We start from the raw sequence: 21980 nt of genomic DNA, 5'->3' as shown, positions 1-21980 counted from the left end.
TTATATTAAAAGTGGATTACAACCCATTTCGATCATGATTTTATTAAGTTTTAATAATGGTAATCCAACTAATGAATTAATGTCATCACCTTCAAGTTTATCAAATAGGGTGATGCCTAGTTCATCACATTTAAAACTACCAGCACATTGTAGTGGCTTCTCTTTGCTAATGTAGGCATCAATTTCTGAATCAGTTAAATGCCGAAAAGTCACTTTAAATGGTTCGCAAATGGTGATTTGTTGTTGTGTTTTGGTATTAATTATTGTCATCCCAGTATAAAAATAGAAAGCTTTACCACTACTTTGTCGAAGCTGTTTACGGGCATTATCAATTGTATGTGGTTTGCAAACAATATTACCGTCTAACACACCAACTTGATCAGAGCCAATAATTAAACTATCAGCAAACTGCATAGCTAATGATTGGGCTTTAAGTTTAGCTAGCCGAACGACCAATTGCTTAGCTGACTCACCTGCTAGTGGTGTTTCGTCACAAATTGGCGGCACACACTCGAAAGGAATAGCTAATTTTTCAAGTACTTTTTTACGTGATGGCGAAGTCGAGGCTAATATGATTCTCATTTTAATTATCTCTTAAAATCCAAGCTGAAGGATGCGCATTAAAACCGATATGACCATAATAATCAACTGCTTGTGGCTCTGCTAGCAGAGTAATTGAACATGATTTGCCTGTATTATTTTTTACTTCTTTAACTAATTGCTTTCCGATACCTTGTCGTTGATAATTTTCATCTACTGCGAGATCTGCCAAATAAGTGATATAAACAAAATCCGTTAAACAACGTGCAATACCAATCAGTTTATCATCATGCCAAGCAGTTACCACCAAATTAGCATTATCTAACATAGCTTGAAAGCGTACGGTATCGGTAAGTGGACGACGCTTACCTAATGAACAGTGACGATAAAGGGTAATAGCTTGTTCGAGTGTCGGTTTGACATCAGAACGATAAATAATGCAATTCATGTTGATCTCCATCATAAATTGGATAAAAAATAATTAAAGATTAAAGTTAAAATGAGTATCATACTAGCAAGGTAAAACCTATTTTAGGTCCGCTAAATATATAATTGAATCTATAACAAAGCAAGGAGGGAGTTATGTACAAAAAAATTTTGGTTCCTATTGATGTGCTTGAAGATGAATTAACTAAAAAAGTGATTCCACATGTAGAGTGCTTAGCCCGATTGTCTAATGCTGAAGTAATATTTTTTCATGCCTTGCCTGTTTCATCAGCTATTATCAATGCTTACTCTTTTGGATTTGATGAATTTAAAGATCATGCAACAGTACAAACAGAACAATATCTTCATCAATTAATGAATTCGATTAATTTACCGCATGAACATTTATCGTTTTCTATTGCATTTGGTCATCCAAGAGATGAAATCCTTGCATTAGCTGACGAAATTAAACCAGACTTAATAATTTTAGGTTCACGTCGTCCTAATATTTCAACGCATCTTTTAGGATCGAATGCTTCAGGGGTTGTGCGTGGAGCTAAAACGGCGGTGCTTGTGATTCGGTAGGTTTAGCATTATATGTTAAGTATGTTTTTTAGAGGGCACCTTTGTAATCTAGATTATTTTTGGACAGCATAGTTAGATAAGCAGGAGGAATTTAATGTAAAAATTCCCCCTGATAAATAATTTGAGCTTTTAATTTTAGTCTCTAAACGTGTAATTTATAAAAGATGCAAAATCAATTAATTCTATCTTTTTTGTCGATATTGATGATAGGACAAAATTAAGCTCTAACTTGGTAAGTTAACGCTAATCATCATCTTCTTCATCCTCATCTTTTTCTAAGCTTACTAATGATCGTTTAAAGTACTTAGTTAATAATTCATTGATGCTTATCATATCTTTTAATTGAACAATATTTTTTCTTGTTATTTTTTGGCTGACGTCTTTCAGATCTCCATAAAATACTATTTTTGCACTTTTTTTGTCATTAAGCCATTTTATATAATCTGTTATCTTTTTATCCAAATAGAAATGACACTTTTCAATTACTTCTTGCTTGGTGAAAAGCAACTCATATGCTGTAAGCTTTTCATCAGAGCTGATAGTATAACAACGCGTATTAATAGAAGAATATGTTGCCTTATTTTGATTGATAGTAAACCTTCTAATAAAAGCCTTAGTGCCTTTATATGTAGTATCTACTTCGGGATAAACCTCTAGATTTGTATCAATAAGTATGTCAATTTTTATAGGTGATGTTGAATTGTCCATTGAAAATAAATATTGATTACTATATGTTGTTGTAAAAGATAGTTGGTGTTTTTTCATATAGTGAATTAATAATTTTAAATCATCTTGGTTTGTGATTTTTTTGCTTAAATTGAGAAAATCATTGAGATATTCTTTTTGTATTTGTAACCCATTTGAAAAAGTAACTTCATAAATATCATCTTTTGTGACAGTTACGGTTTTAACCACAACATCATTTAAATTAGGAATTTTTATTTTTTTCAAATCCTGTACATTTTTCTCTATTTCGCTGTATTTTTCTGGTTGAACTAGGTAATCTAGTCCATTAAATTCAATTTCTTTTGAAGAACACCGTTCTTTTAAATAAAAAATCTCATCATTTTCTAGATTAAATTTATAGAATACACAATCGTTTGCTACAAAGACATTAGCTAAAACAACTTTCATTGCACTATATTTATTTGCTGGCAAAGATATTTTGGTATCTGTAAGTGGATCTGTGTAGAAATGCGAGTATTCGCCAGTTTTTATAACACTGGGTTCGTATTTGTTGATTATAAATTCAAAGGCTAATGATGTGCTCGAAATAAAATTCGACAATAACATCAATACCAAGTAAAAAATTATTCTTTTCATCCATATCCTTATAAATAATTGTTAGTAATATGTAATTTATGTTGTATTGGCAATAATAAAGTAGCAAAGGTAATTTGATAAATGAGACTAGCTGTATTTTATTATTTCTACTTATTATAATTAAGTACTTTTTAATAAAAAATTAAAAATAAAATCATTTAAAAAACGTTCAGGAAAGGTATTGATTTTATTGAAGTTTTTTATTTCAACTTATTTTTAATAAATTAACCGCCTTATGGCGGTTTTATGTTTATTGATGTTTTACAATAAAACAGCAGTGAATTTGTTTATTGCGTTTAAAATCAAGCGATAGCGTTTTATTGGTAATTTCTTGATAGATTAGCCCTAAGTTTTGCATACCAATATTATCCATTTTAAAACCACGCTTATTGTTGGAGAAAATGATAGTACCATTAGGTCTTAACAGACGTTTTAAATCCGTCATCAATTTTAGATGATCGCGCTGAACATCAAAGGTATCGTTCATCCGTTTCGAGTTTGAAAATGTCGGCGGATCGATAAAAATTAAATCGAATTGCTCATCAGCTTGAGATAAATAGAGCAAACAATCCGCCTGAATTAATCGATGTTTTTTACCCGTTAAACCGTTTTGTTTTAAATTACGATCAGCCCATTCCAAATAGGTGCGAGACATATCGACCGTGGTGGTTGATTTTGCTCCGCCAAGTCCAGCATAAACCGTTGCACTACCGGTATAGGCAAATAGGTTTAAAAAGTCTTTGCCTGCACTCATTTCACCAATCATTTTTCGTGCTAAGCGATGATCTAAAAACAATCCCGTATCTAAATAATCGGTCACATTAACCCAAAATGCGGTTTTGCGCTGATTAATCGGGTATTCATGGACTAAAAAATAGTCCTGTTTTTGTCCTAGTTTTTGGTATTGCTGTTTGCCTTTTTGCTTTTCTCTTGTTTTTAATACTAACTGATCGGCGGTAAGCTCAAGCACTGACATGGTGGCATTAATAGTATCAAAAAGCCGTTGGCGAGTTTTTTGTGGATCGATGTTTTTCGGCGCTGCGTATTCTTGCATTACTATTTTATCTTTATAACGATCGATAGCGACATTGTATTCAGGCAAATCTGCATCATAAAGCCGATAGCATTCTAGTTGTTCTTGGGTTGCCCACTTTTCTAATTTTTGCTTATTTTTGCGTAATCGGTTAGCAAAATCCGCAGCCGGCATAATGGAATTTGTGATTGCTTCTTCAGTATTACGCTTAGCAATGACATAATTTTTTTGTATACAGTCGAGAGGACCATTTTTTGCTTTGAATTGTCTTTCTGCTCTCATTTGTAAGCAATCTAACAACTGTGGCGCACCGCTAAATAATGATAATCGCCATCCACCAAAATTTTGTTTGATTTGTCGACCAAGTGCCGTATGCAAAGCAATAAGCGCAGGTTCGCTTTCTAAGCGTTCGCCATAAGGTGGATTACTGATGATCATGCCTACCGTTTCAGTTGGCAATGGATTGGTTAGTTGTGTCACATCTTGCATCGAAAAAGTAATTAAATCCCCCACACCTGCTTGGAGCGCATTTTGTTTGGCTCGTTCAAGTACTGTCGCATTATTATCATAACCGATAAATGCAGTGTTTGTTTTAGATACGTTATGTTTTGCAGTGAAGAGCAATTCGTTCCACAATGTCGGGTTAAAGCCTTTCCAAGCAAAAAATCCCCACTGTTTACGATATAAACCAGGAGGGATTTGTGATGCGATCATTGCCGCTTCAATTAGTAATGTACCTGAACCACACATCGGATCGAGCAATGGTTCATTTGCTTTCCAACCAGAACGCATAATAATAGCTGCCGCTAGGTTTTCTTTTAGTGGCGCTTGTCCTGTTTGTTGGCGGTAGCCACGCTCATGTAAACTATTACCACTTAGATCTAAAGATAGTGTGACGCGGTTTTTATTTAAATAAGCATGAAGTCGAATATCGGGATCTTGTTTTGCTACATTAGGACGTTCATTAGTATGACGCAAAAAGTGATCAACAATCGCATCTTTGATCTTTAGCGCACCATATTGACTATTGCGGATAAACTCGTTGACGCCAACAAAATTAATTACGAAAGCGTTATCAACAGCAAAAATATCTGGCCATTTAATATTAAACACACAAGAGTACAGATCCAAATCGCTATAGATATCGAACTCGGTAATGGGTAGTAAAATGCGAGATGCCAAACGTGACCATAATAATGATTGATATAGCGTTTTTTCATCGGCATCAAAATAAACACCACCTTGCGCAATTTTACAATTAATTGCACCAATTTGTTCTAACTCTTTTTTTAATAACTCTTCAAGCCCACGAGACGTGCTGGCAAATAGCGTTTTCATGCATAACTCACTTAACAATAAAATTGCTAGCATTATACCGACTAATTGCAATAGTGGGAAATAGCGTTTGAATTTAGTAAAAAGGTGGTTTGATTTATTGATAATTATGAGAATTCACCAGTAAACCAAATAAAAGAAAAAACAGACTTAAAAATATTTTGGTGTATATTGCTTAAATTAAATAACTAGTTAGTAATTGTACACCCTTATTTTTAGAGTTAGGTATTTGGATTTACCTTTTACTTTTATAATACCAAGCGGTTAATAAGAATATAACATGCAGATGCAATACGATAAAAACTATTTTATTTGTTACGAACACTGCTTTAATTTATAAAAATTAGACGGCTTTTAGGTCATTTATATCTATTCGTAACCAGTTAAAAGGTTAGAGAATTCATCAAATGACGAAACTAACTCGGTGTCTTCATAGGTTTCAATATCTTCTACTTTTAATAAATCCATACATTTTTTATTAGCTGTCATCAATGGAAAATCTGGACCTGCAATAAACATTGGATGTTCATGAATAAGTAAAAAGATGGCTTTTTCTAACGCTGGATGATCAGAGGGTTTAATAATTTCAATCGACTTTATTATTTCCTTGCTGCTCTCTTTGAAGGATAGATATAAGGTACAATGATTGCATATAATCATATCTTCATAAACTTCATCACCATAATCTAATAAATATTCTTCGTCATCTTTTTTAGTACAATACGGGCTGAACGCATTTAAAACAACATCTTGTGTAACACTGTCATCCATTGCAATGATACTATATTCTATTCCCATGAATCTCTCCTTAAATAGTTATAATTCAAATAAAATATTTACGCACTATAAGTATAACAAAACAGTTAAATCAAAAATAGTAAGTTGTTTGCGTATCTATTCTACCGTTACCGACTTTGCCAAATTACGAGGCTGATCGACATCGGTGCCTTTGATCAAAGCAACATGATACGCTAGTAACTGGGTTGGTACGGTGTAGTAAATCGGTGCGGTTAGCTCTTCAATATGGGGAAGATTGATAATATGCATGGTATCATCACTAACAAAGCCAGCATCTTCTTGAGCAAAGACATACAGTTGACCACCTCGTGCTCGAACCTCTTCTATATTAGATTTTAATTTTTCTAGCATTTCGTTGGTTGGTGCCATAACAATAACAGGCATATCCGCATCAATTAATGCCAGTGGACCATGTTTGAGTTCACCAGCAGCATAGGCTTCAGCGTGAATATAAGATATTTCTTTGAGCTTTAGCGAAGCTTCCATAGCGATTGGATACTCATCACCTCGACCTAAGAATAACGCATGATGTTTGTCAACAAAATGTCTAGCAAATTTCTTAATTTGAGGTTCTGCCATGAGCACTTGCTCAATGCGGTTTGGTAGAATTTGTAACGCATGCACAATAGCTTGCTCGGTACTTTCTGCCATATTATTTATGCGTCCTAGTTTAGCAACTAGTAGCAATAAAACCGTTAATTGTGTGGTAAAGGCCTTAGTTGATGCAACGCCAATTTCAACCCCTGCTTTGGTTAATAGCACTAAATCAGCTTCACGCACGAGTGTTGAGGCTGCTACATTACAGATCGCAAGGGTATTTAGGTAATTATTTTCTTTCGCTAATCGTAATGCCGCGAGTGTGTCTGCCGTTTCGCCCGACTGTGAAAGTGTGATAAATAAGCTATTTTTGCGGCGAGCCGGGTTACGGTAACGAAATTCTGACGCAATTTCGACATCACAAGGAATTCCAGCTAAAGCTTCAAACCAATAACGTGCAACCATACCAGCATTATAAGCAGTACCACAGGCAACAATTTGAACATGCTCAACCCGTTTAAGAATGGCTTCCGCTTGCTCGCCTAACTCTGATAAATCGACCTTGCCATGCACCATGCGGCCTTCAAGCGTATTTTTAATCGCATTAGGCTGTTCGTAGATCTCTTTTTGCATGTAATGACTATAGCCTGCTTTGCTGCCCGCATCATATTGTGCATCAGATTCTATAAATGGTCTTGTTACTTCTTGGTGATTTTTATCCAATATGGTCACTGTTCGGTGAGTGATATGTGCGATATCGCCTTCTTCTAAATAAATAAATCGGCGGGTAACTGGCAATAGTGCTAATTGATCAGATGCGATAAAGTGCTCGCCTATGCCGCAACCGATAACTAAAGGACTACCTGAGCGTGCCGCAATAAGGATATCAGGATTGCGGGTGTCCATAATTACGGTACCATAAGCGCCACGCAATTGTGGGATAGCTTTTTGTACAGCGTCAAATAAGGAACAATCTTCGGTTGTTATAATGTTATGAATTAAGTGGGCAATTACTTCGGTATCGGTTTCTGAACGGAATTGATAACCTTTAGAGATCAATTTCTCACGTAGTGGTTCAAAATTTTCAATAATGCCATTGTGTACAACAGCAATAAAACTAGATACATGAGGATGGGCATTATGTTCAACTGGTTCACCGTGGGTTGCCCATCGGGTATGAGCAATTCCTGTAGTTCCTTTTATTGGATGTTGCTCAACTGCGTCTTTTAGTGCTTGTACTTTACCAACACGGCGAATACGCTGTAATTCACCTTGTGGTGAAATAATTGCAAGTCCAGCGGAGTCATAACCACGATATTCTAATCGTTTTAAACCTTCTAATAATATTTCAGCAACATCACGTTTGGCGATAGCACCCACAATACCACACATAGTTTATTCCTCGTCAGTTGACTTTGTTGGTCGTTTCCAACCAGCAAGTTGTTTTTGTTTTACTCGGCTTACGACCAATTCATTCTCATTCACATTATTGGTAACCGTTGTTCCTGCTGCAATAGTTGCCCCTTTACCCACTTTTACAGGTGCTATTAATTGCGTATCAGAACCGACAAACACATCATCTTCAATAATGGTTTTAAATTTATTGGCACCGTCATAATTACAGGTGATGGTGCCTGCACCAATGTTGACATTATTGCCAATTTCGCTATCACCAAGATAGCTTAAGTGTCCGGCTTTGCTTGCTTGGCCTAGATGTGTCTTTTTTAGTTCAACAAAGTTGCCGACATGAGCTTGTTCATCAAGTTGTGAACCCGGTCGTAAGCGGGCGAATGGCCCGATAGTACATTGTTTAGCGATGGTTGAATCTTCAATAATGCTATATGGACGGATACTTGAATCATCATCAATTGTACAATTTTTCAAAATACAACCAGCACCAATAAATACGTTATTACCTAATTTGACATTGCCTTCAATAATTACATTACAATCAATCGTAACATCTTTACCGTGCGATAGAGATCCTCGTAAGTCAAAACGAGTTGGGTCAAGCAATGTTACGCCTGCTAATAATAAATTTTGTGTTTGTTGATGTTGATATTGTCGTTCTAATGTTGCCAATTGCAGGCGATTATTGACGCCTTCAACTTCAAATTGTTGTATAGGTTGTGATGTTTTAATGTTATAACCATCTTGATAAGCAAAGGCAATGATATCCGTTAAGTAATACTCTTTTTGTGCATTATCATTGGTTAAACGAGACAACCAATCTTTGAGTAATTTACCAGTAACAAGCATAATACCTGTGTTAATTTCTTTGATTTTTTGTTGCTCAAGAGAGGCATCTTTCTGTTCAACAATGGCGATAACTTTGCCATTTTTTCGTTCAATTCGTCCATACCCTGTTGGGTCATCTAACGTTACTGTTAATAATGCAATACCGTGCTCTGTTTTGCTAGCGATTAAATTTTTTAATGTTTCAACCGAAATTAATGGCGTATCCCCATAAAGAATCAAAATATCTTCGTCATCTTGAATATAAGTGCTAGCCTGTTGAACTGCATGCCCAGTGCCAAGTTGTTCTGCTTGATAGATAAGTTCGACATGTTGATCTTTAAGTGCAATTTCGAGCTGCGATTTACCATGACCATAAACAATATTAGTGCGATTTATATTAAGTTGTTGCACGGTATCAATAACATGTTGTAACATCGGCTTACCACCGATTTTGTGTAATACTTTTGGCAGCTCGGAATACATCCGTGTGCCTTTTCCTGCTGCTAAAATAATTGCACTAAGTTTTGTTGGTGAAATCGCCATAATCAGTTCCAGTCCAGTTAAATAAGTTAACTACTATAATCAAAGTCTTCTATGAAATCACCCCCAGTTCGTTAATTTTTATAATAAAAAAAGTAAAATTGATTTATGATAAGCCATTATCAAATAAGGTTTTATATTATGAATACAACAAAAAAGGTTTTATTACTTTACACAACTCATGAAAAACAAACACTTAAGATCATGCAACGTATTAAAACACAGTTAGACGATAAATGTTACTGCGATGTTATTGAACTTTTAGCTGATAGCAAAATCGAGCTTTCAAACTATGATGCCGTATTGTTGGGAAGTTCCATTCGCTATGGATTTTATAGTAAATTAATGAAAAAATTTATTGATGAACATTATCAACAATTAAATAATATGAAGTCAGGATTTTTTGGTGTAAATGTCGTAGCAAGAAAGCCACATAAAAATACACCAGAAACCAACTTATATACCAAAAAATTTCTAGCTAAAATAGCATGGAAACCCACTTTTACCGCTGTTTTTGCAGGTGCTCTTTATTATCCTCAATATAACTGGTTTGATCGTAATATGATCCGTTTTATTATGTGGCTAGGTAAAGGTGATACCGATGTGACAAAACCGATTATTGAATATACAGATTGGGCAAAGGTAGATGAGTTTGCTAAAAAATTTAATACTTAAACTCATCGCTTCATGAAATTTTTTTAAACTTATCAAGTGCTCAAGTTCTTTTTAATAAACTTTGTGATATAGATCAACATTTCGACTAAAAAGGTGTACAATATCGCGCCTAAAGAATTTATCTCCTAATTGGGATTTTAATTGTGATTGAAAATTTAAGAAATATAGCCATTATTGCTCACGTTGACCATGGTAAAACAACCTTGGTTGACAAGTTATTAAAACAGTCAGGTACGTTAGATAATCTGCGTGGTGATGATAATGAACGCATAATGGATTCAAATGCGCTTGAAAAAGAGCGTGGTATTACCATTTTAGCTAAAAATACTGCGATTGATTGGAATGGTTACCGAATTAATATTGTTGACACCCCAGGACATGCTGATTTTGGTGGTGAAGTTGAACGTGTTATGTCGATGGTTGACTCTGTGCTATTACTTGTTGATGCAATGGACGGACCAATGCCTCAAACCCGTTTTGTAACGCAAAAAGCTTTTGCCTATGGTTTAAAACCGATTGTGGTTATCAATAAAGTTGACCGTCCAGGAGCTCGCCCTGATTGGGTAGTTGATCAAGTATTTGATCTATTTGTTAATTTAGGAGCAACTGATGAACAGTTAGATTTCCCTATCGTTTATGCTTCTGCTTTAATGGGCATAGCTGGTGAAGATCACGAAAATATGGCTGAAGATATGACGCCATTATTTGAAGCGATTGTTAAGCATGTTGAGCCACCAAAAGTTGATTTAGATGGTCCATTCCAAATGCAAATTTCACAGCTTGATTATAATAATTATGTTGGTGTTATTGGTATTGGTCGAATTAAACGTGGTCGTGTTAAACCAAATCAACAAGTGACTATTGTCGATAGTGAAGGTAACAAACGTACAGGCAAAGTAGGGCAAGTACTAGGTCATTTAGGTTTACAACGTTATGAGGCCGAAGTTGCCGAAGCGGGCGATATTATTGCTCTAACAGGTCTTGGCGAACTCGGTATTTCTGATACGATTTGCGATAATAGCTGCGTTGAAGCATTACCAGCGTTAACTGTTGATGAACCAACAGTAACCATGTTTTTTAATGTTAATAGCTCTCCATTTGCAGGTAAAGAAGGTAAATATGTCACTTCTCGCCAAATTCTTGAGCGTTTAAATAAAGAACTTGTACATAATGTTGCGTTGCGTGTTGAAGAAACCCCAGATCCCGACGCCTTTAGAGTATCAGGCCGTGGTGAATTACATTTATCAGTACTGATCGAAAATATGCGCCGCGAAGGTTATGAATTAGGCGTATCTCGTCCTAAAGTTATTTTTAGAGAAGTTGACGGTAAAAAACAAGAGCCATTCGAACAAGTTACCCTTGATATTGAAGAACAACATCAAGGTTCAGTGATGGAAGCACTTGGTTTACGCAAAGGTGATCTAACCAACATGTTACCAGATGGTAAAGGTCGTGTGCGTTTAGATTATGTCATACCAAGCCGTGGTCTTATCGGTTTTAGAACTGAATTTATGACAATGACTTCAGGTACTGGTTTACTTTATTCTACATTTAGTCATTATGATGATGTTCGTCCAGGTGAAATTGGTCAGCGTAATAATGGTGTTATGATTTCAAACGGTACTGGTAAAGCATTGGCTTATGCTCTGTATGGTTTACAAGATCGTGGTAAATTATTCCTTGGTCATGGTGCGGAAGTGTATGAAGGTCAAATCATTGGTATTCATACTCGTTCAAACGATTTAACTGTTAACTGTTTAACGGGGAAAAAATTAACCAATATGCGAGCATCAGGTACTGATGAGGCAACAACACTTTCACCACCAATTAAAATGTCATTAGAACAAGCACTAGAGTTTATTGATGATGACGAATTAGTGGAAGTTACACCATTATCTATCCGTTTACGTAAACGTCATTTAACTGAAAATGATCGTAAACGTGCGTTTAGAAGTGGTAATAAAGACTAATTATTATTAGTTCTATCTTAATATGAAAACCTCGCTATTTAGCGAGGTTTTTTTTGGCTTTTACTCTAGCAATGGCGTCGGCGATAGACTGTTTCCTGTCGACCGATGTGCTAGCTTTATTTGCCACCGGTGTGGTACGAGGAAACAAAATTGTTGGTGGCACCAATTGGTTGTGATTTAACCGCTGTTGTTTTTTCTCAGTTAGCGCTAACTCTTCTGATTCACTTAATACAGTACCTAATGTGCTTAATGTAATACAGTCTGTTGGACAGGTATTAATACAATTACTGCACGAAGTGCATAGCTGTGGCAAAATAGTGTGTAATACTTGCTTACTGCCCACTATAGCATCGGTTGGGCAAACACGAATGCATTTGCCACAACCAATACAGTTCTCTTCATCAATAAACGCTTTATATTCTTGTTTAGTTTGCATAATCACTTCTTGCATTAACTTAAACCTACAATATTACCATCCTTGTCAATATCAATATGCCTATAAGCAGGATTAGTACCAAGCCCCGGCATCGTCATGACATTTCCTGCGTAAACACGAATAAAGCCAGCCCCAGCTGAAATAGCCAAATGACTGATATCAACGTCAAAATTAGTGGGTACATTTTTTAAGTTAGCATCAGCACTGATTGACATTGGAGTTTTAGCAATACAAAGAGGAAGATGATCAAGTTTCAATGCTTCAATTTCTTTGATGTTTTCTAATGCTTTTGGCGATAAATTGGCTTTATTAGCACCGTATTTTTTTACCATAGTTTGAATTTTATCAGCGAGTGGCATATTGTCTGGATAAGGTAATTTAATTTCACTTGGCATTTCACACGCTTTAATAACATGCTGTGCTAATTTTTCAGCGCCTTTACCGCCTTGGGTAAAGACTTCACTTACTTCACAAGCAAAGGCACCATGTTTAACTGCATATTGTTGTAAAAATGCTAGTTCTTCCTCACTGTCGTGTGGAAAGCGATTAATAGCGACGATCACTTGTAAGCCATAACTTTTTGCATTATTAATATGCCATGCCAAATTAGTTGCACCAATCTCAAGTAATTCAACGTTGGATTCTGAAATTTCTTTCGGAATAGCTTGCCCTGGTTTGATATTATACTTTCCGCTATTGGATTTTAGACTTCGCACCGTTGCAACCAATACCACACATGACGCTTTGATACCAGCTTGACGGTATTTAATATTAAAGAATTTTTCCATCCCCATATCCGATCCAAATCCTGCTTCGGTCACAACATAATCGGCAAGTTGTAAAGCAATACGATCAGCAATGACAGATGAATTACCATGGGCAATATTAGCAAAAGGACCAGCATGAATTAATACAGGCGTATGTTCAACGGTTTGCATTAAGTTAGGGTTTATAGCATTTTTAAGTAATACCGTCATAGCGCCAGCAACTTCAAGTTGTTCTGCGGTAATAGCTTCGCCTTGCGTGTTATAAGCAAGAATAATACGACCAATACGAGCACGCATATCGTGTAAATCTGAAGCTAAGGCTAAAATTGCCATGAGTTCTGATGCTGCGGTAATTTCAAATCCATCTTGGCGTTCAACACCATTAACGCCACCACCCACACCGACGGTTATTTTACGAAGTGCACGATCATTATGGTCAATCACACGTTTCCAAACAATGCGATTAACATCAATATTTAAACGAGGTAAACCTGTTTGGGCGGTAAATTCATCACCTAGACGCTCTTCATGATAAAGGCGTGAATCTAATGCGGCCGATGCCAAATCATGAGCAGCAGTAATTGCGTGAATATCACCGGTTAAATGTAAATTTAATGTTTCCATCGGTAATACTTCAGCTTGCCCACCACCAGCAGCGCCACCTTTAACACCAAAAACCGGACCAAGGCTTGGTTGACGAATACAAGCAATTGCTGTTTTACCGATATAATTTAAGCCCTCACTTAGCCCAATAGTATTAACGGTTTTCCCTTCGCCAAGTGGTGTTGGTGTGATAGCGGTAACTAAAACTAGTTTACCATTAGATTTATTTTGATTGGTTTTGATAATGGATAAATCGATTTTAGCGACATGCTTGCCATAAGGTAATACAAACTCATCTGGAATATTGTATTGTTTAGCGATTTCGGTAATTGGGCGTAAAGACATATTTATTCTCATTTAACAATAGATTGGGAGATTAGTATAAATAATTTAAATTGCCGAATAAAGCGACAATTTAATCTTTATTAATTTTCGGCACAATCTACAATTATCTTGTTATAATAAACGGATTTCATTCAATCAAAGGATAATAGTTAAATGAATTGGTTTTCACAGTATTCACTTTTTTTAGCTGAAACAACAACAGTCGTTATTGCTATTTTAGCTGTGCTCATTTTTATATTAAGCCAACGCCGAAAATCTACAACAGCGACAGGGCGCTTATCAGTTAAAGATATTAGCCAAGAATATGAACAAGTCAAAGATGACATGTTGATGTCAAGCATGGACGAGCTAGAAGCTAAACTGTTTATGAAAGATCTTAAAAAACAGAAAAAGCTAGAAAAAAAACAGGCAAAATTAGCAGCGAAACAAAAAAAGAAACAAGCTAAAAATCAACAAAATTCTGACCAGCAAATAGCGTCAGATACATCATCAAAGCCTGCAGAAAGTAAAACCAATCAACAAGTCAAACCTAAATTGTTTGTATTATCTTTTAATGGCAGTATGGATGCTCATGAAGTTGAAGAATTACGCCAAGAAATCACTGCTGTATTAGCCGTGATTAAACCAGAAGACAATGTTGTTGTTAAACTTGAAAGTCCCGGTGGTGTGGTTCACGGTTACGGACTTGCGGCATCGCAATTATTACGGTTTAGACAACGTAACATTCCTTTCACTGCAGTGGTTGATAAAGTTGCTGCCAGTGGTGGTTATATGATGGCATGTACCGCACATAAAATTGTGGCAGCACCGTTTGCTATTGTGGGTTCAATTGGCGTTGTTGCGCAAATCCCTAACTTTAATCGCTTACTTAAAAAACATGATGTTGATATTGAGCTACAAACAGCAGGTGAGTATAAACGCACATTGACAATGTTTGGAGAAAACACGGATGAAGGTCGTCAAAAATTCAAACAAGAACTTGAAGAAACGCATCTTCTGTTTAAAGATTTTGTGAAAGAGTATAGACCAAATGTTGATATTGAACAAGTTGCTACAGGTGAACACTGGTTTGCAACACAAGCCAAAGACAAAGGCTTAGTCGATGAAATTAGTACGAGCGATGACTTTATTCTGTCTCACTTAGAAACACATAAAATTATTTCTGTTAGCTACCAACGTAAGCAAAAACTATCAGAAAGAATTTCTAAAAATGTAATAAAAAATGTTGAAAGATTATTCTTTAGACAAGAAAAAGGGCTGTAGACAGCCCTTTTTTGTGATATCAATAATAGCACTATAAATTGGGTTATTAATGATTATAGTTATTATATACGTTTAATAATAATAGAAGTATTAATACCACCAAAAGCAAAATTGTTGGTTTGGATATACTCAATATCTAAATTTCGACCAGTGCCAACAATATAGTCTAGATCACCACATTCAGGATCGACATTATTAAGATTAATTGTTGGGTTAAACCAGCCTGAATGCATCATTTCTACTGATAACCAAGCTTCTAATGCACCGCAAGCGCCTAATGTATGACCAAAATAACTTTTTAATGATGAGATCGGTGTTTTATTTCCATATATGTTGGCAACAGCATTGCTTTCTGCAATATCGCCACGTGCCGTTGCAGTACCATGTGCACTGATATAACCAATGTCACTTGCTGATAAATTTGCTTGTCTCAATGACTGTTCAATACAGTACTGGATTGTTTCCTGCCGTGGTTGAGTTATGTGGCTAGCATCACAATTGGTGTTGAATGCAATTATTTCTCCATAGATAGTTGCGCCTCGAGCTTTAGCATGTTCATATTCTTCTAATATTAAGGCACCAGCACCTTCACCGATAACAAGGCCGTCACGATCGCGATCAAATGGTTTGGGTGATGTTTTAGGCATGTCATTTTTTTGACTAGTGGCAAAAAGAGTGTCAAAAACAGCAGCTTCAGAAGGGCATAATTCTTCTGCTCCTCCTGCAACCATGACGGTTTGCATACCGTATTTTATTGCTTCATAAGCGTAACCAATCGCTTGACTACCCGATGTACAAGCGCTAGATGTGGTAATTAAACGACCTTTTAACCCAAAAAATAATCCAGTATTTACCGCAGTTGTGTGTGGCATCATTTGGATATAAGTTGTTGCTGTAATATTATTTGTATGTTTTTCATTAAGCATGGTAGCAAAGGATGCAACTGGCTGTGTGCTACCTGTTGATGAACCAAACGCGATCCCTGTTTCGCCATTAGTCAATATTGGGTCGTCTAGTAGCCCCGATTTTTCTAAAGCAATTTCGGTAGCTTTTGTTGATAATAAAGAGACTCTTCCCATTGAACGGGTTTTTTTTCGAGTGTAATGTTCTGGTAACTCAAAATTATCAATTGGCGCCCCTAATTTTGTATGTAATCCATCATATACTTCCCATTCAGGCATATACCTAACGGCATTTTCTAACTTTTTTAATCTAGATTGAACTCTAATCCAATCATTTCCAAATGCGGTGATACCACCCATTCCCGTTATGACTACTCTTTTCGTCATACCATTCCTCCATTAATTGAAATGACTTGACGAGTTACATATCCAGCAATATCAGACATTAAATAACTCGCAAGTCCTGCAACTTCATTTACATGTCCCATTCGTTTTAAAGGGATCATTTTCATTGCTTCTTGTAATGCAATCGGTTCCATATCTAAAATACCAGTATCAATTAATCCCGGTGCAATACAATTGACAGTAATTTTTCGTTTAGCTAATTCTAGAGCTAACGCTTTGCTTGCACCAATAACGCCTGCTTTTGCTGCACTATAATTGACTTGTCCCCGATTACCAGTAATACCTGAAACCGATGAGATAATAATAATTCTACCTCCATCACGTAATCCTATCATTGGCATTACACACGGATGAAGCACATTATAGAAACTGTCAAGATCGGTATGAATAACTTTGTTCCAATCATGTTCGGTTAAAGCAGGAAATGCGCCATCACGAATGATACCAGCATTATTTACAACGCCATAATAAGCACCATGTTGCTCGATATCAGTTTCTATAGTTTGTTGGCATTGCAACCGATCACTTACATCAAATTGAATCAACCTGGCGCTACCACCAGCTTGTTCTATTTTAGCTTGGGTATCAACTGCTCCTTGTTTATCACTATGGTAGTGAACTACGATAGTAAAACCATCTTGCGCAAGTTGATAAGCAATTGCTTTACCAATACCTTTACTAGCTCCGGTGACAAGAACTGTTCGTTTCATTATTTTTGTTCTCCTAATCGTTTTTTGCCAAACAAAAAGTCTAATTCGTTGTTATCTGGCTCATAAACATTAAGTTTTCCTGAAACAACACATTGTTTTTCAATCATTATTTGGCAATCAAAATTAGCTAATCTAGCATCAGAAAGAACTAAATTTGCATGAATCATTAAACGGCTATGATGAGGGAATGTGGGTAATGTAGTTTTTATTGATCTTCCCCCTAATAGCATACCTAGTCGTGGTGGTTGGTTGTTTTTTATTCCATGATAACCATTCCAAACACCAATGGTTTGCGCCATCAGTTCAATAGCATAAAAATTGGGTAATGAATTATCTTCATTTAAGAAAGGAGCCAAAATACTATGTCGATTAACATCAACACTACAGATACAACTGTGTTCATCAATTTGATGAACATGTTCTATCATGACCATTGGTTTTTCATGAGGTAAATAATTTTCAGCTAGATAATATTGCATTATATTTTTCCGATAATAAGTGAAGCATTGCTTCCTCCAAATGCAAAAGAATTTGACATGATAGTTGGAGTTTTTAATATCATGTCTTGTGTCACTATATTTATAGGATCAAGACTTTTGTCATATGGTGATATTGAAAAATCTTGTTGAGGTAAATAAATATCTTGGTTTAGTAATAAATAACTTATTGCTAATTCAGTTACTGCTGCACTACCTAACGTATGTCCTGTCAAGTGTTTGGTTGAACTACAGGGAGGACAATCTTGTTTAAATAGCCGATGAACGGCTTTACTTTCAGCAATATCATTTAATATAGTTGCTGTTCCATGTAAGTTAATATAGCCAATATCGTTGGGTGTTAATTTTGCGTTATCAAGTGCCATTTGCATTGCTTTTTGAGCACCAACCCCCTCAGGATGTGGTGATGAAATATGGTAAGCATCAGAAGACTCGCCAGTACCTAAGATTGCAACGTTGCTAGTTTCAGTTTTAGTAAGCAAAAATAATGCACTGGCTTCGCCAATATTTATGCCACTACGTCCTTTCGCAAAAGGCATGCAAGGACTTTCAGAAAGTGATTCTAACGCGTTAAAACCGTTTATTGGCATTCTACTTAAACTATCGGCTCCACCAACAATAGCTGCATCAACTAAACCTGCTTCAATTAGTCGTTTACCACTGATTACAGCTTTAGCACTCGAAGTACATGCTGTTGATATGGTATAACTAGGTCCCTTTAATCCCAATAATGCTGTTAAAAAGCACGATGGATCACCTAATTCTTGCTGATTATAGGTAAATGTGTATGATTGATTTTTTGTGTGTAAATAATGTTTTATATTTAGATCACCTTCATGAATTCCTGAAGTACTTGTTCCCATTATAATAGCAATACGTTTATGCCCATATTGTCTAATAGCTTGCTCTATTTCAGTATGAATCTGTAAATAAGCTGCATATAATAACTGATTATTGCGTGTTGCATATTGCGATAAATGAGTTGGGATCTTAGGTAAATTATCATCGATTTTTCCTAACCATGCTTTTTTACCATGTAACAACCACCCATTGCACTCAGTTAAATTGTGTTTTGCACGATAATGTTGGGTTAATGCGTGCTTTATTTCAGCTTGCGTGCAACCTAAAGTATTGATAGAGCCAAGTGCTGCAACATAAATCATTTATTTTTTATCCATTCTTTGTATTGTAATTTCATAACTGAAGATATGGTGTTTTATTCGGTTCGGTTTTCTAATTTGTTCAGATGGTTTTTCTGTATAGCTGATTTCAACAATTGTTTCTTGTTTGTCATTCAATAAAAGGCGTTTCTTTTCATTATCAATAAGTTGCCATCCAGTAGGTAGCACTGCTTGCCAATTTTTAATCGGTAAAATACTTAACATAATATCAGACAAAACTTGCTCTGGTGCAGGTAGTTCTTTTACAAAGATATTATGTTTAGTATTGATGGTGTTGCCATTGTAGTTAATTTCAAATAAACGAATGCCAAGTGCTGAAAGTCCAATAACTTTTAGTTGATTTTGATCAATATCAATTAAGGTAATCAAGGAGTTTTCCTGACCATTGTAATTGAATTTTAATAGCTGTTGATCGTGATAAGGCTGTTGCAAATTAGGTTGCGGAAGATCTATTCGAGTCCCTTTGGTTAACCATGCTTTCGTTTGTGATTGGTTACTACAGGCTGAAATCAGCATGGCAAGTAGTACAGTTATTATCATTAAATATTTTTTCATTAATAATTCCTTTTTTTTAATTATTTTTTTGTTTTAAACTTTGGTGAGATTTGATCGCTAATGGAGAAAATAAAAAAGCAGAAAAAATTCCACTGGTTAATACAAGTCCAAAGCCCATAATGGCACTGGTATGACTAAAAATCAGTAGACCAAAGGATAATAATGTTGTTAGTGCAGCCATAGTTACTGCTAATAATGCACTTTGTGTTTGGCTTTTAGGGTTACCCAAAAAAAGACTATAGTCAATGCCAATACCAATCACCAAAATTAACGCTAACATAGAAAATAAATTGAGTGTTTGGTTGGTAATTCCATGTACCGACAATGCAATACCTATTGATAGCAGTGTTGGTAAGGTGCTTTTAAAAGCAGATTTTAAACCATATTTCCAGTTAAAAGTAATAAAACTTAAACAAATAACAACAACCGCTAAGGCAATTAATTGTGATAAATGAATTCGATAGGTCGCAAACATGGTATTAAATTCAGTGTGACGATCAAGCCAATAAACACCGTGTTCAAGATCAGATAATGATGCTATTTTATCTAATAGATGGACCCCGCTAATAGGAATTAGTGTAGCACTTTTTCCCTCTTTTAATGATAACCAAAGTAGTTTTCTACCTTGGCTAATTGAACTTTGTTGCCATAATTCTGGCGTTATAAATTCTTTAATTTCATTAATGTTATCTAATTTTGTAACAATATTCATTTGCTGGAGTGCGGCAATAATATCGGGTGCATATTGTTTTATTAAGGCAATATTTTGCTGTTGTCGTTGTATTGAAGGAATATTGATCGTTTGATATTGGTTAAATATGCCATTTTTTTTAGCTTGTTCTAATTTTGGTAAAAAAGTTTCTAAGCGTTGTAGCGTTTGTTCGGGTGTATCACCAAATACAATAAACCATTTTTGATCGGCTGGTTGATGGGTAATGTTAATAATTTTTTGTTCATCGGCTTGAAGCTGAGCAGGCAGTGTTTGCAATTTACTGATATCATCATCGACTTTTAAATTGATCATCCCATACCCAATAAATAAAAAGGCAAATGATATCATTGTCCATTGGATTTTTTTATTTTCCCATACATTAAGCCAAAAAGTTAAAAAACGCATCCCCACATTTTCGCGGACTGGTAATTTTTTGACTAATAGAGGGTACCAACATATTACGGTTAAAAATGCCCCAACTAAGCCGAATACAGCAAAAACGGATAGTTGTTTTAAACCAGGGAATGGTGCGATCAATAACATTAAATAGGCAATAAAGCTGGTGCACAAAGCGATAGCTAATGTTGATATTAATTTTTTAAAGCTAATATAGGGGGATTCTTGATTACCATGTAGTAACCGTTCGGTTAGATAGTGAAGTGAGTAATCAATGGCGATACCAATAATGCTGGTGCTCATCACTAAGGTTATAATATGAATTTCACCAAATACTGTTAATACAGCAACTAACCCTGTGACAATACCGATAAAAATCGATAATAGGGAAAGGATAATTGGTGTGACAGAACGAAATATGGTCATTAATAAAATAATAATACCAATAATCGATAAACTACCGATGGTAGTAATATCATTTTGAGCTTCAATACTGGCATTATCACTATAAAATAGTACACCTCTTTTTAAAACTTCAGTACCTGGCCATATAGTTTGAAGTTCATCTGTTAATAGTTTGATTTGTTCTACAATTTGATGAGATTGACTCATATTGAAAGATGAACCATTAAGCTCAGCATAAATCATATACCATGTATGGCCTTGTTTATCTTTCCCTGATAACCAGTTATTTTTAATGGTTAAATTTCCTGCGTGGCTCAATTGATTTATCTGTGATGAACGGGTTAATAGTAATGGGTCATTTTGTAACTCTTTACTACTTATGCCGCTAAAAGGTGAATATAGTTGGCTTTGTATCCAAGCTAACTGTTGATGAGATTGTATTTTTTCTGCTGTTTTTTCATCCATTAATTGGTAACGATATTGATAAGCAAATTGTCCCCATTGTTTCTGAAAGGACTCATCAAGAAAGCCATTTACTTGGTACATAAATGGTTGTTTTTTTAGTTGATTATACCACCATTTTACTGGTGCTATTTCATCAGGTTTTGCTGGTTTAATTAAAAAAATCAGTTGCTTATCTAATCTATTTTGAAATCCATCGATTATCTCTGTTGGAACATTACTAATTTGTTCTTTTGGAAGCAAAGACAAAACACTGCTATTTAGTTTGCTATGTGTTATAAGATAGCAAGCTCCAATAATTAGGCCAATTACAGTAATAAGCCATACGATTGCGCATTTTT

At 35.5% G+C, this 21980-nt stretch carries 19 protein-coding genes; 4 read left to right on the top strand and 15 right to left on the bottom strand.

Features of this window, described 5'->3' with window-relative positions; genetic code table 11:
* Window positions 1-582 (bottom strand): nucleoside triphosphate pyrophosphatase, encoded by a 582-nt coding sequence (locus GQ596_RS02940; protein ID WP_160400187.1) that lies wholly within the window; start codon window positions 580-582, stop codon window positions 1-3.
* A gap of 1 nt (window position 583) precedes the next feature.
* On the bottom strand, window positions 584-988 hold the full coding sequence (locus GQ596_RS02935) for a GNAT family N-acetyltransferase (protein ID WP_160400186.1): 405 nt from the start codon (window positions 986-988) through the stop codon (window positions 584-586).
* Window positions 989-1122: 134 nt separating this feature from the next.
* On the opposite strand from GQ596_RS02935, the gene GQ596_RS02930 reads away from it, so the two are divergent.
* Entirely contained in the window at window positions 1123-1551 is a 429-nt protein-coding gene (locus GQ596_RS02930; RefSeq protein ID WP_160400185.1) for a universal stress protein, read from the top strand.
* A 243-nt stretch (window positions 1552-1794) separates the two neighbouring features.
* Here GQ596_RS02930 and GQ596_RS02925 read toward each other — a convergent pair whose 3' ends face one another.
* From GQ596_RS02925 to glmU, 5 genes are all read right to left on the bottom strand, one after another.
* Entirely contained in the window at window positions 1795-2874 is a 1080-nt protein-coding gene (locus GQ596_RS02925; RefSeq protein ID WP_160400184.1) for a hypothetical protein, read from the bottom strand.
* A gap of 250 nt (window positions 2875-3124) precedes the next feature.
* The gene (gene rlmKL, locus GQ596_RS02920; protein ID WP_160400183.1) at window positions 3125-5245 is read right to left on the bottom strand and encodes a bifunctional 23S rRNA (guanine(2069)-N(7))-methyltransferase RlmK/23S rRNA (guanine(2445)-N(2))-methyltransferase RlmL; all 2121 of its coding nucleotides are present in this window, start codon (window positions 5243-5245) and stop codon (window positions 3125-3127) included.
* 366 nt (window positions 5246-5611) lie between these two features.
* Window positions 5612-6040 carry a hypothetical protein gene (locus tag GQ596_RS02915; RefSeq protein ID WP_160400182.1) on the bottom strand — a complete coding sequence of 143 codons (429 nt, stop codon included), beginning with the start codon at window positions 6038-6040 and terminating at the stop codon, window positions 5612-5614.
* Window positions 6041-6136: 96 nt separating this feature from the next.
* On the bottom strand, window positions 6137-7969 hold the full coding sequence (gene glmS / locus GQ596_RS02910) for a glutamine--fructose-6-phosphate transaminase (isomerizing) (protein ID WP_160400181.1): 1833 nt from the start codon (window positions 7967-7969) through the stop codon (window positions 6137-6139).
* Between the two features lie 3 nt (window positions 7970-7972).
* Window positions 7973-9352 (bottom strand): bifunctional UDP-N-acetylglucosamine diphosphorylase/glucosamine-1-phosphate N-acetyltransferase GlmU, encoded by a 1380-nt coding sequence (glmU, locus tag GQ596_RS02905; protein WP_160400229.1) that lies wholly within the window; start codon window positions 9350-9352, stop codon window positions 7973-7975.
* A 144-nt stretch (window positions 9353-9496) separates the two neighbouring features.
* Here glmU and hemG point away from each other — a divergent pair, with 144 nt between their 5' ends.
* Window positions 9497-10030, top strand: a complete 534-nt coding sequence (hemG, locus tag GQ596_RS02900) for a menaquinone-dependent protoporphyrinogen IX dehydrogenase (RefSeq protein ID WP_160400180.1) — start codon at window positions 9497-9499, stop codon at window positions 10028-10030.
* A gap of 143 nt (window positions 10031-10173) precedes the next feature.
* Window positions 10174-12000: a ribosome-dependent GTPase TypA gene (gene typA, locus GQ596_RS02895; protein WP_160400179.1), complete on the top strand. Its 1827-nt coding sequence runs from the start codon at window positions 10174-10176 to the stop codon at window positions 11998-12000.
* Between the two features lie 34 nt (window positions 12001-12034).
* On the opposite strand, the gene GQ596_RS02890 is transcribed toward typA, so the two are convergent.
* Together GQ596_RS02890 and GQ596_RS02885 are read right to left on the bottom strand one after the other, a co-directional pair.
* Complete coding sequence (locus tag GQ596_RS02890) at window positions 12035-12436, bottom strand: RnfABCDGE type electron transport complex subunit B (protein ID WP_202113725.1); 402 nt, start codon at window positions 12434-12436, stop codon at window positions 12035-12037.
* Window positions 12437-12450: 14 nt separating this feature from the next.
* Window positions 12451-14163, bottom strand: a complete 1713-nt coding sequence (locus tag GQ596_RS02885; protein WP_160400177.1) for a formate--tetrahydrofolate ligase — start codon at window positions 14161-14163, stop codon at window positions 12451-12453.
* A gap of 141 nt (window positions 14164-14304) precedes the next feature.
* On the opposite strand from GQ596_RS02885, the gene sohB reads away from it, so the two are divergent.
* The gene (gene sohB, locus GQ596_RS02880) at window positions 14305-15414 is read left to right on the top strand and encodes a protease SohB (RefSeq protein WP_160400176.1); all 1110 of its coding nucleotides are present in this window, start codon (window positions 14305-14307) and stop codon (window positions 15412-15414) included.
* 62 nt (window positions 15415-15476) lie between these two features.
* Here the strand turns inward: sohB and GQ596_RS02875 are convergent, their stop codons facing one another.
* Genes GQ596_RS02875 through GQ596_RS02850 form a run of 6 tightly spaced genes read right to left on the bottom strand, consistent with a single transcriptional unit; the run spans window position 15477 to window position 21888 of the window.
* Window positions 15477-16703, bottom strand: coding sequence for a beta-ketoacyl-ACP synthase (locus tag GQ596_RS02875; RefSeq protein WP_160400175.1), 1227 nt, complete (start codon window positions 16701-16703; stop codon window positions 15477-15479).
* Window positions 16700-17431, bottom strand: a complete 732-nt coding sequence (locus tag GQ596_RS02870) for a 3-ketoacyl-ACP reductase FabG2 (protein WP_160400174.1) — start codon at window positions 17429-17431, stop codon at window positions 16700-16702. The genes GQ596_RS02875 and GQ596_RS02870 overlap by 4 nt, the downstream gene beginning before the upstream one ends.
* Window positions 17431-17910, bottom strand: a complete 480-nt coding sequence (locus GQ596_RS02865; RefSeq protein ID WP_160400173.1) for a 3-hydroxy-fatty acyl-ACP dehydratase — start codon at window positions 17908-17910, stop codon at window positions 17431-17433. The genes GQ596_RS02870 and GQ596_RS02865 overlap by 1 nt, the downstream gene beginning before the upstream one ends.
* Window positions 17910-19091, bottom strand: coding sequence for a beta-ketoacyl-[acyl-carrier-protein] synthase family protein (locus GQ596_RS02860; protein WP_160400172.1), 1182 nt, complete (start codon window positions 19089-19091; stop codon window positions 17910-17912). Before GQ596_RS02860 ends, GQ596_RS02865 begins: the two co-directional genes overlap by 1 nt.
* Window positions 19092-19664, bottom strand: a complete 573-nt coding sequence (locus tag GQ596_RS02855) for a DUF3261 domain-containing protein (protein ID WP_160400171.1) — start codon at window positions 19662-19664, stop codon at window positions 19092-19094.
* A 16-nt stretch (window positions 19665-19680) separates the two neighbouring features.
* Window positions 19681-21888, bottom strand: coding sequence for an MMPL family transporter (locus GQ596_RS02850; RefSeq protein ID WP_160400170.1), 2208 nt, complete (start codon window positions 21886-21888; stop codon window positions 19681-19683).
* Between the last annotated feature and the right edge of the window lie 92 nt (window positions 21889-21980).

The organism is Gilliamella sp. Pra-s60 (genome assembly GCF_009795755.1).
Classification (GTDB): Bacteria; Pseudomonadota; Gammaproteobacteria; order Enterobacterales; family Orbaceae; genus Gilliamella.
Note: the sequence above shows the minus strand (reverse complement) of the source record. Positions and strands in the feature narration are given on the sequence as shown.

Coding starts and splice junctions, on each gene's coding strand:
- GQ596_RS02940 (WP_160400187.1), bottom strand. CDS start 582: ATGAGAATCATATTAGCCTCGACTTCGCCATCACGTAAAAAAGTACTT.
- GQ596_RS02935 (WP_160400186.1), bottom strand. CDS start 988: ATGAATTGCATTATTTATCGTTCTGATGTCAAACCGACACTCGAACAA.
- GQ596_RS02930 (WP_160400185.1), top strand. CDS start 1,123: ATGTACAAAAAAATTTTGGTTCCTATTGATGTGCTTGAAGATGAATTA.
- GQ596_RS02925 (WP_160400184.1), bottom strand. CDS start 2,874: ATGAAAAGAATAATTTTTTACTTGGTATTGATGTTATTGTCGAATTTT.
- rlmKL (WP_160400183.1), bottom strand. CDS start 5,245: ATGAAAACGCTATTTGCCAGCACGTCTCGTGGGCTTGAAGAGTTATTA.
- GQ596_RS02915 (WP_160400182.1), bottom strand. CDS start 6,040: ATGGGAATAGAATATAGTATCATTGCAATGGATGACAGTGTTACACAA.
- glmS (WP_160400181.1), bottom strand. CDS start 7,969: ATGTGTGGTATTGTGGGTGCTATCGCCAAACGTGATGTTGCTGAAATA.
- hemG (WP_160400180.1), top strand. CDS start 9,497: ATGAATACAACAAAAAAGGTTTTATTACTTTACACAACTCATGAAAAA.
- GQ596_RS02890 (WP_202113725.1), bottom strand. CDS start 12,436: ATGCAAACTAAACAAGAATATAAAGCGTTTATTGATGAAGAGAACTGT.
- GQ596_RS02885 (WP_160400177.1), bottom strand. CDS start 14,163: ATGAGAATAAATATGTCTTTACGCCCAATTACCGAAATCGCTAAACAA.
- sohB (WP_160400176.1), top strand. CDS start 14,305: ATGAATTGGTTTTCACAGTATTCACTTTTTTTAGCTGAAACAACAACA.
- GQ596_RS02875 (WP_160400175.1), bottom strand. CDS start 16,703: ATGACGAAAAGAGTAGTCATAACGGGAATGGGTGGTATCACCGCATTT.
- GQ596_RS02870 (WP_160400174.1), bottom strand. CDS start 17,431: ATGAAACGAACAGTTCTTGTCACCGGAGCTAGTAAAGGTATTGGTAAA.
- GQ596_RS02865 (WP_160400173.1), bottom strand. CDS start 17,910: ATGCAATATTATCTAGCTGAAAATTATTTACCTCATGAAAAACCAATG.
- GQ596_RS02860 (WP_160400172.1), bottom strand. CDS start 19,091: ATGATTTATGTTGCAGCACTTGGCTCTATCAATACTTTAGGTTGCACG.
- GQ596_RS02855 (WP_160400171.1), bottom strand. CDS start 19,664: ATGAAAAAATATTTAATGATAATAACTGTACTACTTGCCATGCTGATT.